The organism is Tenacibaculum larymnensis (genome assembly GCF_028829235.1).
Taxonomy (GTDB): domain Bacteria; phylum Bacteroidota; class Bacteroidia; order Flavobacteriales; family Flavobacteriaceae; genus Polaribacter; species Polaribacter larymnensis.
The window spans coordinates 298733-313570 of the sequence record NZ_JAIWJY010000003.1 but is presented as its reverse complement, the minus strand read 5'-3'; the positions used below and the strand labels follow the sequence as shown (position 1 = coordinate 313570).

The following is a 14838-nucleotide window of genomic DNA, read 5'->3' as shown; positions in this document are numbered from 1 at the left end:
ATGGAACTATTTTGGTATGTAGTATTAGTTACAATGTTAGCCATTTATGTTATTTTAGATGGTTATGATTTTGGCGCAGGAATTATTCATTTATTCTTTGCTAAAAAAGAAGAAGACAAAAAAAAGGTTATAAAAGCAATAGGTCCATTTTGGGATGCAAACGAAGTATGGTTGATTGCTGCTGGTGGTGTTTTATTTTTTGCTTTCCCTACTTTATACGCTTCATCATTTAGTGGTTTTTACCTCCCTTTAATGATGGTTTTATGGTTGCTAATTTTTAGAGCTATTGGTTTAGAGCTTCGCGGACAAATACATAATAAAATATGGGAAAGTATTTGGGATAAAGCTTTTGGAATTGCCAGTTTACTTCTTGCCTTATTTTTTGGAGTTGCATTAGGAAATGTTGTGCGTGGTGTTAATCTAGGAAATGTGATAGATGGTGTTTCTACTCATGAGGCACATTATTTTTTCCTTCCTTTATGGAATTCGGAATTCTCTCCTCATTCTGAAACACTTGGTGTTATTGATTGGTTTACTTTACTTCTAGGAATTATTGCAGTAGTATCACTAACAATTCATGGTGCCAATTGGGTAATTTTCAAAACCAATGCTAGTATTAATAACCAATTAAAAAAAGTTGTTTTTACTCTTTCTTTTGTTTTATTAGGCTTAGTAATTATTTCATTATTCGCTTGGCATATTATAGAACCCAAACCATTTCATAATTTTATAGAACATCCTTTCCTTTGGATATTTCCTTTACTAACGTTTGTAGGCTTGTTTGGTTTATTCAATGTAAAAAAATATACAAAGCACATCACTGGTTTTTTATATTCTTCGTTGTTTTTATTAGGAGGCTTGGCAACTACAGTCGCTTCAATTTTCCCTAAAGTTTTACCTTCAACTAATAATATAAATCCTGATTTAACAATTTACAATGTAGCTGCTGACGAATACGGTTTATCTGTTGGTATAAATTGGTTTTTTATAGCTGCGATACTAGTAGTTGTTTATTTTGTTATTCAGTATAAAGTTTTTAAAGGAAAAATGGATGATGTAGACTATGGCGAACATTAGTCTAGTTCTTTTACTTAGCTAAATAAAAAACATTCTATTAAAACCTTACTCCTATGTAACTAAAGTTGCAGACTACAGCCTACACAATATTTAAATTAGTACATAATTTAAAAGCTGTTATTATGAAAACTTTAAATACAATAGGCTTGCTATTCTTATTACTTTTTTCAAGTATTAGTAGCTCTTGCCAGAATACAAACAATACCGATCTTACTCTTTCTCAACAAGAAAAAAACGAAATGCTTTTTATGTTAGAGGAAGAAAAATTAGCTTTTGATGTTTATAACTTCCTTAATGAAAAATGGAACCTACGTGTTTTTGAAAACATCAGTCAAAGTGAAGAACGACATATGAACGCCATGAAAGGTTTATTACAATACAATAATATTGCCTTTATCTTAAATAAAGAAAGAGGTGTTTTTAAAAATTCTGAACTTCAAAAGTTATATGATGAGTTAGTAAATAAAGGACAAAAATCTAAACTAGATGCACTTGAAGTAGGTAAGTTAATTGAAGAAAAAGATATTGAAGATCTACAGTTAGCTATTAAGAACACCAATGATGAATACAGTATAAATGTATATACCAATTTATTAAACGCTTCATTCAACCACTTAAACGCATTTAACAGAAACATTTCCAAGTATTAGTTGATTTTTTAATTGTTAGTAAATAACGTCTAGACTTTTGTTTAGGCGTTTTTTCATTGTAACATTAGTTACTGACTACTATGCTTTATGCCACTAATTTTGCTATAACAAAACAGTAAAAATGAAAACAACATATATAAGTTTATTTATGGTAGCACTTTTTATATCTGCTACTACCCTATCTCAAACTAAAATTTCCATTTCAAAAGGTGAAGTTTTAAAAAGAGTTCAGGAAAATAACACCTCTTTAAAAATATCTGAACAAAACTATCAGCAAGCACGTGCCGATTATAAGCAAACCAATGCTGTATTCTTACCAAATATTACTGCCTCTCATACAGGAATTGTAACTACGAATCCACTAATGGCATTTGGTAGTAAATTGAATCAAGAAATTTTAACACAAGCTGATTTTAATCCAGATTTATTAAACAATCCGAAACGAACACAAAACTTCGCTACTAAAATTGAAGTACAACAACCTTTAGTGAATTTAGACGGTATTTACCAACGTAAGGCTGCTAAAACTAAAATGGAAGCAACCAACTTGCAAACACAACGTACTCAAGAATATTTATTGTTAGAAGTTGAAAAAACATACATGCAATTGCAATTAGCTCACAAGGGAGTTTCAGTATTAGAAAAAGCCTTAAAAGCTGCGGAAGCAAACCAACAAATGGCAGAAAACAGCTTTAAGCAGGGATATTTACAACGTGCAGATGTATTAGCTGTTGAAGTTCGAGTTACCGAAGTAAAAAATCAGTTACAAACAGCAAAAAGCAATGTGCTAAATGCTTCTAACTACTTGTCTTTTTTAATGAATGAAAAACAAAATAACATTTATGAACCTTCAGATAGTTTGCAAGTACACTTAACGAATCAACTGGTTGACATTACGATTTCTGAAAATCGTTCAGACATTAAAGCAATGGAATTAGCTTCTGAGGCTTATCAAAAAATGCACAAAGCTGATAAAATGGATTTTCTTCCTCGTTTAAATGCCTTTGGTAGTTACGAGTTGTATGATGATAAAATTTTCAATGCAGATGCAAGTGGTTATGTAGTAGGAGCACAATTAACTTGGGACATTTTTAAAGGTTCTAAACGTTACGGAAAAGCACAGAAAAGCAAAGCTCAGTATAAAAAATCAAGATTAGAATACGAGCAGTACAAATCTAAAAGTCAATTAGAGTTAAACAATACTAAACGATTGTTAACTGATGCTGAGGAACAGTTAAAACTAACCGAGTTAGCCTTACAACAATCGGAAGAAGCCTTACGAATCAGAAAAAACAGATTTAAAGAAGGGTTAGAAAAAACATCCGATTTATTAACCGTTGAAACACAATACGCTCAAAAACAATTAGAATATTACCAAACCGTATATCAATACAACTATACCAAAGCTTACTTAGATTTTTTAACTAAAGAATAATCAACAAATGAAAACTATATATACAATCGCCCTTGCCGCATCACTTTTAGTAGTAAGCTGTGGTAAAAAAGAAACAACAAACAATACCAACAACAAACCAGCAGTTCATGTAAAAGTTGCCAAAGTAACCGCTAATGATAACAATCCGTTTATAACAGCAAGTGGAAAAGTGGAAGCTACCAACAGTACTGAATTAAGTACTCGAATGATGGGCTATGTAACCAACATACACGTAAAAGTTGGTGATAAAGTAAACAAAGGTCAATTATTAGTATCTATAAATAACAGCGACTTACAAGCTAAGAAAGCACAAGTAGAGGCCAACATTATTAAAGCGAAAGCAGGATTTTCAAGTGCTGAAAAAGATTACAATCGCTTTAAAAACTTATTTGAACAAAATAGCGCTTCTCAAAAGGAATTTGACGATATCACTGTTCATTACAATGTTGCTAAAGCGAATTTAGAAGCAGCAAAACAGATGAGAAATGAAATCAATTCTCAGTTTGCTTACACGAATATCAGAGCCCCATTTTCAGGAGTGGTAACTAACAAATTCATCGATAAAGGTGCCATGGCAAACCCTGGAATGCCTTTAATTTCTGTTGAAGGAAAAAGCGGATTTGAAGTAACTGCGTTAGTACCTGAAAGTGAAATTTCTCAAATTAAAAAAGATACTAAGGTTGATGCAACGATCAAGTCAATTAACAAAACGGTTACAGGTAACGTATCAGAAGTAAGTGCCTCAGCAAAGAATACCGGTGGACAATACTTAGTTAAAATTGACCTAGATAAAACGGATTTCAACTTGTTATCAGGAATGTTTGCTACGGTTCAGTTTCCTGTTGAAAAAACACAAAAAAGTACTGACATGGTTTTAATTCCGTCAGAAGCTTTAGTACACAAAGGGCAATTATCTGGAGTTTACACGGTAAGTCAAAGTAATACCGCTGTTCTACGTTGGTTACGCTTAGGAAGAACTTTTGGAGATCAAGTAGAAGTATTATCAGGCTTATCAGCCGATGAAAGCTACATTGTTTCTTCTGAAGGTAAACTATACAACGGAGCAAACATTACAATTCAATAAAATCAATTTGAAAATTTGAAAATGACCCAATCACCCCATTTTCAAATCATCAAATCAACAAATTTTCAAATTATATAAAATGAAAGAAGGTTTAGCAGGAAAAATAGCCAAAGGGTTTATCGGCTCTAAACTTACCATCTTATTAATGGTAGTGTTTATGGTAATTGGTGTGTACAGTTCTTTTTTAATTCCGAGAGAAGAAGAACCACAGATTGATGTGCCTATGGCTGACATTTTTGTAGGGTATCCAGGAGCGAGCCCTACAGAGGTAGAATCGAGAGTTATCAAACCCTTAGAAAAAATAATTTCGAACATCAAAGGAATAGAGTACGTATACTCTACTTCGATGAAAGAACAAGGAATGGTCATTGTCCAGTTTTATGTTGGAGAAGACATCGAACGCTCGTTCGTAAAACTATACAACGAGATTAACAAACATATGGATCAAATGCCGAAAGGTGTTACCATGCCTTTGGTAAAAACACGTGCAATTGATGATGTACCTATGTTAGGGTTGACATTATGGAGTGAAAACTATGATGACTATCAATTAAAACAAATAGCACAAGAACTTACCAACGAAATTGAAAAGGTAAACGATGTAGCAATTACTCAAAAAATTGGAGGTAGAAATCGTGAAGTACGTGTTGTAGTAGATAAAGATAAATTAGCCGCTAGTGGACTAGACTTTTTATCGGTTACTGAAATGCTAAAAGCTAGCAATCAGCAGCTAAGTGCAGGAAGTTATGATAAAAATGATACCGAGTTTTTGGTAACTACAGGAAAGTTTTTACAATCTGCTGAAGATGTTAAAAACTTAGTGGTTGGTGTACAACAAAATCAACCAATTTATTTAAAACAAGTTGCGAACGTATTAGACGGTCCAGAAATTCCTAAAAACTATGTAAGTTTTGGGTACGGACAAGCGAGTAGTAATGCTTCCACGTATCAATCAGAATATCCAGCGGTAACTATATCGGTAGCTAAACGAAAAGGTGCAGATGCAATGCAAATTGCAGATGTTATTTTAGCGAAGGTTGATCATTTACGTACTAACTTAATTCCTGATGATGTACATGTTGAAGTTACCCGTAACTATGGTGAAACAGCCTCTCAAAAAGTATCAGAATTATTATTACACTTAATCGGTGCAATTATCGCAGTAACTTTAGTAGTAATGTTAGCCATGGGATGGCGAGGTGGTTTAGTAGTGTTCTTATCAGTGCCCATCACTTTTGCGCTTACCTTGTTAAGTTACTACATGTTAGATTATACCTTAAACAGAATTACCTTATTTGCTTTGGTATTTGTAACAGGTATTGTGGTAGATGATTCCATTATTATTGCTGAAAATATGCACAGGCATTTTAAAATGAAGCGACTACCGTTTAAACAAGCAGCCTTGTATGCTATTAACGAAGTAGGGAATCCAACCATATTGGCAACCTTTACCGTAATTGCTTCAGTATTACCAATGGCGTTTGTATCTGGATTAATGGGACCTTATATGAGTCCGATGCCTATTGGAGCTTCTATCGCTATGATTTTATCACTGTTTGTTGCGTTGACGATTACTCCGTATTTAGGATACATCTTCTTACGTGAAAAAGACAAGCACGGTGCTGAGGAAAAATTTGAAGCAGATGAGACTAAAGCAATGCAAAGTACATTAATCTACAAGTTATATGAGCGATTCGAGCGTCCTCTTATTGAAAACAAAACTAAACGTTGGGTTTTCTTAGGAATCACGATTGTTTTATTGTTAGGTTCTATGTCGTTGTTCTTTACCAAATCGGTAGCTGTAAAAATGTTGCCTTTTGATAACAAGAACGAATTCCAAGTAGTAATTGACATGCCTGAAGGTACTACTTTAGAGCGTACCGATGCGGTAACTAAAGAAATTGCACAGTACTTGGCTACCAGACCAGAAGTCGTAAACTACCAAAGTTATGTGGGTACCTCTGCCCCTATTACCTTTAATGGATTGGTTCGTCACTACGATTTACGTGGTGGTAGTAATATGGCAGATATTCAAGTAAACTTGGTTGATAAAAAAGATAGAAGCATACAAAGTCACGGCATTGCAAAATCGATGCGTGCTGATATTCAAAACATAGCTAAGAAGTTTAAAGCTAATATAAAATTAGTGGAAGTTCCACCAGGACCACCTGTATTATCAACCATTGTTGCAGAAGTGTACGGGCCAGATTATAAAAAGCAAATTGAAATTGCTAATGAAGTTCAAAACATCTTACATAATACAAATGACATTGTAGATATCGATTGGATGGTAGAAGACAATCAAACTGAATATGAGTTTGTAATCGACAAAGAAAAAGCAATGTTGTATGGTGTGGCACCTCAGCAAATTGCTTACACATTGAATATGGCATTGTCTAACAGAGCGGTTTCAACTTTATATGATGAAGATGCTTCTAATCAAGTAGGGATTGTGTTTGCTTTGGATGAGAAAGAGAAGTCTTCTGTTCAAGATATTGCTCAGTTACAGATTAAATCGCAACACGGCAACATGGTTTCTATAAGTGATTTAGTTTCTATTGAAGAAAAGAACAGCGCAAAAAGTATTTACAGAAAGAATCAAAAACGTGTGGTATATGTGATGGCTGATATGGCTGGGGAATTGGAAAGTCCTGCTTATGCTATTTTAGGAATGGAAGAGAAATTAAAAGAGATTCCACTTCCGAAGGGATATGAATTGAACGAATTATATATTAAACAACCCGATTTTGAAGATGATTATACCGTAAAATGGGATGGTGAATGGCAAATTACCTTAGAAGTGTTTAGAGATTTAGGTATAGCCTTTTTAGGAGTAATCATTATTATTTATATGTTGATTGTAGGATGGTTTCAAAACTTTAAAGCTCCAATTGTAATGATGGTTGCAATTCCATTATCTATGGTAGGAATTATTTTAGGACACTGGATGATGGGGGCTTATTTTACAGCTACTTCATTTATTGGAATGATTGCCCTAGCAGGAATTATGGTACGAAACTCCGTCTTACTTATTGACTTCGTTAATTTACGTTTAGCTGAAGGAGTTCCGTTAAAACAAGCTGTTATAGAAGCTGGTGCAGTACGTACCACTCCTATTCTACTAACCGCAGGTACGGTAGTTATTGGGGCATTTGTAATCTTATTTGACCCTATTTTCCAAGGATTAGCCATTTCTTTAATGGGAGGAACTATTACTGCAACTGTACTAACCTTATTAGTAGTACCATTAGTATACTATTTAATTGAACGTAAAAACTATAAATAAGATGAAGTTATTAATAATAACCGTAGTTGATGGGCTTCAAAATGAAGTAATGAAACTATTAAAAGAAGCAGCTATAGATAATTTTAGTGCTTCTGATATTGAAGGTTTTCGAAATTCTTTTCCTGTAATTTCTGGAAATGATTGGTTTTCTGGAAATGAAAAAGCAACTGGTTCGTATATGTATTTCTCATTTACTGAAACTGATAAAATAGATACACTGTTTAACTTAATTGAAACTTTTAATAAAAATTTAGAAACAAATAATCCAATACGAGCTGTTGTGGTTCCTATTGATAAATATATTTAATTATGAAGAATAGAATTGTACGTGGTATTGCTGGTAGTTTTATACTTATTAGTTTAATCTTAGCAATTAAAGTAAATATTAATTGGTTATGGTTTACTGCTTTTGTAGGTGCCAATTTATTACAATCATCATTAACCAAATGGTGTTTGATGGATGATATTTTAACCAAGGTTTTTAGAGTAAAAGAGTAACTATTTATACTACAGAATAGTTTAACATCAGTTGAATCTTTTTATACAATTGTGGAAATTGTTGCTGTAAATCTTCTGGAGTTTCAAAAAAGTGCTCCATAATTACAGCAACAAATTCCAATTTATTTGTTAACGCATATGCTCTAAAATAACCTGATGTTTTGATTCTTTCAGCATTCGCTTTATCATCCATAAAACTGGTTATTTCTTCAAATAAACGGTAATAAATTCGGGCACTTACATCTTTCGATTTTCTTCCATGAAAGGTTAACGCATGTGAAAACTCATGAATTCCTAAGTTTAAATTATCATTCAATACAATATCTCCTAACAAAAAATCTTCCCAAGAAAACACAATAGATTTTAGTCTTGGATTAAACTCTCCTTTATGATATTGTTTAGTTATTGTTGAATAAAAACTAGTAGGATATATTATAATTTTATCAAAAGTTGTTGTTAGGTATTTACGCATTCCAAAAGTTAATTTAATATATGATGCTGCTATTAAAACTTTTGCTTCTGGAGTTAACTCAAAGTCGTCTCTTTCAACAAAATTATAGGTTCTGATAAACTTGGTCAGTCGATGTTCAAAATATACTTTTTGTTTTTCATCTAGTTTCTTATAGAACCTTATATTTTCAACTAAAAACTCTTTCTTCTTTTTAGGTAGCTTCTTCTTTATCGGGTAAAAATGCACGAAAATAGGTTTGTTAAATATATACACATAAATAGACTCTACAACATTAACTCCAACCCCTATAAAGCCTAGAAAAAAAGCGGTATATTTTATAAGAAAAACAGGTTTCATACTAATTTTTTAAGTTCAAATATAGCTTATGTAACTAAAGTTACATTACTTCATATATCTGTTTTGTAATATTGCCTCGTTAAGCAACTTTTTCCAATCATTTCCCTAAAAAAAGCAGTAGATACAATTGTATCTACTGCTTATATTTTTTTTGCGACCCAGAGAGGGTCACATTATATTGTTTATCATTATCTCTATTTTTTAAAAACCTCAACAACAAAGCTGTATTAACGAATATAACTGTTTATAAATGTTCATTAAAAAAACTAAAAAATACATTTTTTCTTACCACGATATTTACCACTATTGTATCTTTGGGGTAAGTAAAAAAACAAAAAATGTATTTCTATTTAAAAGAACCTAAGTCAGAAAAAGAGACACTGATAATTATTCAATTCTATGTAAAGAGCGAAAAGGCTATTTTCAAATATTCAACTGGCGAAAAAATTAATCCTGAGAATTGGGATTTTGAAAACAGACTACCAAAATCCAAAAAAGGAATCGGTGGAGCGAAGTTAAAAAAAATAACTTCCAATATTATGCGCTATGATACCTTTTTGGAACGATTGATTGATAACTGTAAAATCAATAATACCCCCTTAACTCGAAAGTTTTTAAAAACAGAGTTTGACAAACATTTCAAGAAAAAGGTTGCAGCAGAAAAAAAAGGATTTGAATACCTTACTGATTTTATCGATGATTTTCTTATCAAAGCGCCTAATCTTATCAATCGTTCTACAAAACGAAATTATACAACAGACAAGATAAAGCACTATAAAAAAACAAACAATCGATTAAAAGAGTTTGAAACTTACAGGCGTTCAAAAATCAAAATAAACAAGTTTGATATTGTTGTTTATGATGCGCTAGTACACTACCTTACGGATAACAAAAAATACTCGGTTAACTATACAGGAGATTTAATAAAAAACATTAAGAAATTGCTTAAGGTAGCTGATGTAGAATTTAGCTATGATGTTCATAAGGATTATGAACGAAGTGAGTTTTCTGTTATCAAAGAAGAAAGTGTATCTATAGCACTTAGCGAAAACGAAATCGATACACTTTTCAATCACGATTTTTCAAAAAATGAACGTTTGCAAAATTGTAGAGACATGGCTATTATTGGTCTTTGGACAGGGTTAAGAGTCTCTGACTTTCTTAACTTACCTCAAATTAATACGGATGATAAGTTTATCACTGTACAGCCTAAAAAGACAAAAAATTCGTCAGGGGTTAAAGTCGTTATTCCCCTACACCATCAAATCAAAGAAGTCATTAAAAAAAGAGGTATGCCTAGAATGATTACTGATGTAAAATTCAATGAATATATTAAAGAGGTTTGCTTAGAAGTAGGATTTACCGATAAGGTAAAAGGTTCACTCATGGTTAAAGATGAAAAGACAGACATCTATCGTAAAAAAGTAGACATGTACCCTAAATATAAATTGGTTAGTTCCCACACTTGTCGTAGGTCTTTTGCAACCAACTTATACAAGATGAACTTCCCTTCTCTTTCTATCATGAAAATTACTGGACACTCTTCTGAAAAAAGTTTTTTATCATACATTAAAGTTACTCCTACAGAACATGCAGAAAAACTACTCAATCACTGGAATGAATATTACAGCCAAAAAAGAGTTGATTAAGTTTAAAACGTTCTTTTAATCACTTTAAAAATTTGATACACCTCATTAAGGTCTAACTCAAAATCTGAATACTCGGGACTTTTATTTCTACTATGGCAAATAATCGTCCCTTTTTCTTTATCCAGTCCGATAATATCCTTGTGAAAAACATTGTGCTTAGAAAGAATAATCCATCCGTATAAAGTAGGATTGAACCCATCCATCCAATGATGTCTTCCAAGTTCTCTACCCAATACCAAAGCTCTGTTAGGGGTATCATTAATTCCTCCCCCGTTCATACTATCGTTTTTAGTTCTAAACGCTTCGTAATTACCACGACCGTACTTTTCTACATTAAAAGTCACTTCCTCCCATTCATAAATCACATTTGCATCATCTAGCGTTTCTAAAAAAGAAGAATAGGCATCAAAAGGAATCAATCGTGTAGTTACATTAAAACTACCATCAGGTTTTTCTACAAAAACATTCCCATTGGTATTCACCATAATATCCTTATTGACAAGCTCTCCCTCTCCTGTAAGCAAATACATATAGTTAATCTCTTTATATCTATTAGTAATCGCTTTGGCAAGTTTTGGGCTTATCTTACTTCTTCCATTTCTTACATAGTAGATACGAGAATTACTATTGTCTCCAATCTCTACTGATAAGCGGTTTGCTTTGATACCTAAATGGTCTAATAACTCTTGTAAAATTTCCGAACTGGTTTTCAACATCTTATCAATTTCTTTAAATTATTTTGTCCACAATTTATTCTAAAAGTTGACAATTGATTTTATTTTTGCGTCGTAATTGTCCACAAATATAACAATTAACGATAGATTATTGGTGTTTGTGAGCAAAAAATAAAAAATAGCACAAAAACTTAAAAAATTGAATATGACCCAAGCAGACTTATTAAAAGTAAACCTTAAAGCCTTAACCATTTTTAATGCCAATGATACCATGCTTACTGTAGATGGTTGCGCAAAGTATTTAAAGGTACATCCTAACACGGTTAAAAACCGCATCCATAAAAACACCATTCAAGCAATCTTTCAAGACGGTAAATACCATATCCCTAAAATTCAATTCTTAGAAAAGATCGTAGAGAGCTTTGAACAATAACCATGAAAAAGAAAGCGCAAAAAAACGCAAAAAGCGCAAAGACACCACAGCGATAAGTAAGCACTTATTGTAAGTAGCTCACAACATTCAGGTTGTGGGTTACTTTTTTAAAGCAAAAAACGGTTAGCTGTCACTAACCGTTTAAAAAATTGCTATGAAAAAGAAAAAAATTCTGCAAGGACGCAGAACCTTTTAAGAACCTCGAAGATATGAAAAAAAATAATACATCGCTCACAGCGATAGGATTGTACAATCAAAAAGTACATGAGTATTTACAAAACACAACGTTGGATGCGATAACCCAACTAGCTATCAAGCTATTTAAAGACAATGCGCAGCGCAATAAGCTAAACAATGCGCAATACAACAAAGCCGTAGAGGAATTTAATACCCAACATGGTTATTTGCTTTTAAAAAAGGGAAAAGAGCATGAAAAAGCAACAAGCAAACACTACAACTATATCAACTATCCCTTTTTAGATAGAAGCGCAATGAAAAGCACGATGGATAACTACCGTCAATATGTACATAGCTACAATCAGCAAGCTATAGAGTATAACAAAGCCATAGCTGAGTATAATAAAACGGTCATAACTCCTAACACTCCAACATTAGCCCAGCAAGTGGCAGCCTTTACAAAGAAACACCGTAGTGAATTTACAAGTACCTACAACAAGGCTGTAGTCAAATTCAATGCGCAAAAAAACGCAAACTATATCGCAAAAAAGCGCAAACCAACTATCAAGTACACCACGGAGCTTTTATTTAATGTCTTGGTAGGCTTTTACATCGCCCAATTAAAACAACGCAATTCATATCTCTTAGAAATGAATCGTCCGACCAGTGTATTAAAAAAAGCCTTACCAAAGCTAACGATAGACCATCGCAAATTAGCTACACATACCATCGCAGAGATACCAAGACTTGCTATTTGCAAAAAAACAGCGCAAAACCACATCAAACGCCTCAGAGAAGCCAACATCTTAATCAACTATACATATACCAACCAATACAAACCTATAACCGTTAATTTTCACCCTGAAATCCTAACAATTTTAGACGGAAATCCACCAAAACCCAAAAGAATTGAAAACCAATTTTTTAAACAGGAGAACTGGAAAGAATTACCAGATAATAATGATACTACTAGAACCTTTTTATTAAAAGAAAAAGAAATAAAAGACTGTGTACATAACACAGGATTTCAAAAGGAAGAATTTACATGTCCTGCGGACGGCTTCTACAAGAACACCACAGTGATAAGTAAGAAAACAACCACTCGCCCGCGCCAAACCTCCGAAGCAGTCAAAGCCCTGTTGCCTGATTTTTTAAAACAAGAAAAACCAAGCCAAGGCACAAACAGCCCGCTTACGCATAACTTTTTAGCTCGATTGCAAGACGATAGAGAACTAGCGCAACAATTGGCAGGCGGTGTGTATGATAATTACAAAGGATTGCGTTATGACTATTTGCAAAAAATAGAACTCTACGCCAATGTAACGACTGAAGAATTTAAGGCAATTTTACTACAGGATTGTATCAAAACTTCTGCAAAACTTTGGAAACAGCACAATGTATATGTAGGTGAATGGAAAAAAGCCATCAATTATCTAAACAACGAACTGTTTACAAACATCACTCAAAAGACAATCCTGATTCAAAAGCTCAAAGAATACCGTTGGAAACTAGAATTTGCTCGCAAGTGGTTTATCAAATCACAAGTAACCGCATTGTATCCCTCGTTGTATTTTGATAAAACACGTACCCAAACCCATGAAATAGGCTTTTTCGGCTTGCATAAAGTATGGAAAACCCATGTAAAGTATCAGGAAAAAAAGGCAATAGAAAAAGCGCAACAACAAACGCAACAAAACGCAAGAAAACGCAAAGCGACCTATCAAAAGAAAATTACAACAGCCATCAAGAAATATGAAAAAGGCAATTATACGGCAAAACAGCTATATACCTATGTACAAACCAACCTACCACATAGCTATCTGTCAGCATTGCCCTCTATGATACACTATAACAATCAAAACAGAATCTAAAAAATGAGCAAAAAAGAAAACCGATGCCATTGCGGAACAGGACACAAAATCACTTGTCCAAAATGTAGCAAGCTAAAAATGGTTATCCTCTTAAAAAATGGGAATAGTCATTTAAAGTATAAAACAAGCCATACCACCTATGCAAACCCAGTTTGGTATAACCATTTGAGTAAAAATAGTAAAACCATCAACACCTTAATCAATAGCATGTACAAACGATTTCAAAAGTCAAAATATGCAAACGCTACCAATAAGCTTATGTTTTTTGACAATCAGACCAAACAACATATCACGACAATAGTAACCGCATAAAAAAGAACAACAATGTATCAACCAACACAGAAAAAGGGTTTGTAGTATGAGACTGAAACTCTGAAACCCCGAAATACCCATTAAGCTCGCCAGTAAATCAGTCTATCGTTGGGAGATCAGAATTAGATAAAAAATAAGCAATGAACAGTTATCAAAAATGGTGTGAACTCCAAGAAGAAAAGCAGTATTGGAAGACGCAAGAAAAACGCAATAAAGCGCAAGGAAACGCAACAAGAGAAGTGCAATTAAAAAAAGAACATGAAAATACAACAATCAGCAAATGGTAATATAGTTATCACAGGAACATCAGGAGTGATAGAACACATCTTACCCACAATAACTATTCACAAACACCCAAGATATCCTAACGAAGCAATACTAATAACCCACAATACCAATTACAAAGACGAACAACAAGGCATTACCATACTGGCAAGAAACGTAACCAATGTAAACGATACGAGATTTTATGGAAATGCACAGAGTTTAAAAAGTATGTTAGAAAACGAATTAGTATTACAAGGAGGAACAACAGAAGCTCCACCCAAAACCAAAGAACAAGACCCGATGTATGTCGCTTACTTACAAGCCAACACTTACGAAAAGTTGCTAAGTTTTGTTAAAGAACATCAAGACAATATCGGAGGAAAAAGATACCATGAAGACGGTAGAATAAGCGAAGAAGAATTTTTTTGTCAGTTTGAAACATTCATCATTCGAGTAACCCTGCGTTACTACTACAAGCTAGACAATCAAACCCTTATCAATTACATTCTAATGTCAGGAAGCACCAGTTACGTACACGAACCCAAAAAGGTATATGTGTACGATGGCAATAATATCATTACAGGGTATATCTATGAGAAAGCCTATTAGCAGTAAAC

General features: G+C 33.2%; 15 protein-coding genes. 13 read left to right on the top strand and 2 right to left on the bottom strand.

Going from position 1 to position 14838, the window contains the following annotated elements:
- The 7 genes from cydB (at window position 1) to LCI24_RS06375 (ending at window position 8030) form a co-directional block, all read left to right on the top strand.
- Entirely contained in the window at window positions 1–1077 is a 1077-nt protein-coding gene (gene cydB, locus LCI24_RS06405) for a cytochrome d ubiquinol oxidase subunit II (RefSeq protein ID WP_274639628.1), read from the top strand.
- Window positions 1078–1199: 122 nt separating this feature from the next.
- Window positions 1200–1727, top strand: a complete 528-nt coding sequence (locus LCI24_RS06400; protein WP_274639627.1) for a ferritin-like domain-containing protein — start codon at window positions 1200–1202, stop codon at window positions 1725–1727.
- A 121-nt stretch (window positions 1728–1848) separates the two neighbouring features.
- Window positions 1849–3162, top strand: a complete 1314-nt coding sequence (locus LCI24_RS06395; protein WP_274639626.1) for a TolC family protein — start codon at window positions 1849–1851, stop codon at window positions 3160–3162.
- A 7-nt stretch (window positions 3163–3169) separates the two neighbouring features.
- Window positions 3170–4246, top strand: coding sequence for an efflux RND transporter periplasmic adaptor subunit (locus LCI24_RS06390; protein WP_274639625.1), 1077 nt, complete (start codon window positions 3170–3172; stop codon window positions 4244–4246).
- 79 nt (window positions 4247–4325) lie between these two features.
- On the top strand, window positions 4326–7532 hold the full coding sequence (locus tag LCI24_RS06385) for an efflux RND transporter permease subunit (protein ID WP_274639624.1): 3207 nt from the start codon (window positions 4326–4328) through the stop codon (window positions 7530–7532).
- A 1-nt stretch (window position 7533) separates the two neighbouring features.
- Window positions 7534–7839, top strand: a complete 306-nt coding sequence (locus tag LCI24_RS06380; RefSeq protein WP_274639623.1) for a hypothetical protein — start codon at window positions 7534–7536, stop codon at window positions 7837–7839.
- A 2-nt stretch (window positions 7840–7841) separates the two neighbouring features.
- The gene (locus LCI24_RS06375; RefSeq protein WP_274639622.1) at window positions 7842–8030 is read left to right on the top strand and encodes a YgaP family membrane protein; all 189 of its coding nucleotides are present in this window, start codon (window positions 7842–7844) and stop codon (window positions 8028–8030) included.
- Window positions 8031–8034: 4 nt separating this feature from the next.
- Here LCI24_RS06375 and LCI24_RS06370 read toward each other — a convergent pair whose 3' ends face one another.
- Window positions 8035–8838, bottom strand: a complete 804-nt coding sequence (locus tag LCI24_RS06370; RefSeq protein WP_274639621.1) for a zinc-dependent peptidase — start codon at window positions 8836–8838, stop codon at window positions 8035–8037.
- A gap of 338 nt (window positions 8839–9176) precedes the next feature.
- Here LCI24_RS06370 and LCI24_RS06365 point away from each other — a divergent pair, with 338 nt between their 5' ends.
- Window positions 9177–10487, top strand: a complete 1311-nt coding sequence (locus LCI24_RS06365; protein WP_274639620.1) for a tyrosine-type recombinase/integrase — start codon at window positions 9177–9179, stop codon at window positions 10485–10487.
- A gap of 2 nt (window positions 10488–10489) precedes the next feature.
- Here LCI24_RS06365 and LCI24_RS06360 read toward each other — a convergent pair whose 3' ends face one another.
- Window positions 10490–11203 (bottom strand): hypothetical protein, encoded by a 714-nt coding sequence (locus LCI24_RS06360; RefSeq protein WP_121146958.1) that lies wholly within the window; start codon window positions 11201–11203, stop codon window positions 10490–10492.
- 163 nt (window positions 11204–11366) lie between these two features.
- Between LCI24_RS06360 and LCI24_RS06355 the strand changes: the two genes are divergently transcribed.
- The 5 genes from LCI24_RS06355 to LCI24_RS06335 all read left to right on the top strand — a co-directional run bounded on the left by LCI24_RS06355 (window position 11367) and on the right by LCI24_RS06335 (window position 14830).
- Complete coding sequence (locus LCI24_RS06355) at window positions 11367–11594, top strand: helix-turn-helix domain-containing protein (RefSeq protein WP_099214612.1); 228 nt, start codon at window positions 11367–11369, stop codon at window positions 11592–11594.
- Window positions 11595–11803: 209 nt separating this feature from the next.
- Window positions 11804–13642: a hypothetical protein gene (locus tag LCI24_RS06350; RefSeq protein WP_274639619.1), complete on the top strand. Its 1839-nt coding sequence runs from the start codon at window positions 11804–11806 to the stop codon at window positions 13640–13642.
- Between the two features lie 3 nt (window positions 13643–13645).
- Window positions 13646–13954: a hypothetical protein gene (locus LCI24_RS06345; protein WP_274639618.1), complete on the top strand. Its 309-nt coding sequence runs from the start codon at window positions 13646–13648 to the stop codon at window positions 13952–13954.
- A gap of 140 nt (window positions 13955–14094) precedes the next feature.
- Window positions 14095–14241: a hypothetical protein gene (locus LCI24_RS06340; RefSeq protein ID WP_274639617.1), complete on the top strand. Its 147-nt coding sequence runs from the start codon at window positions 14095–14097 to the stop codon at window positions 14239–14241.
- Entirely contained in the window at window positions 14213–14830 is a 618-nt protein-coding gene (locus LCI24_RS06335) for a hypothetical protein (RefSeq protein ID WP_274639616.1), read from the top strand. The genes LCI24_RS06340 and LCI24_RS06335 overlap by 29 nt, the downstream gene beginning before the upstream one ends.
- Window positions 14831–14838 lie beyond the last annotated feature (8 nt).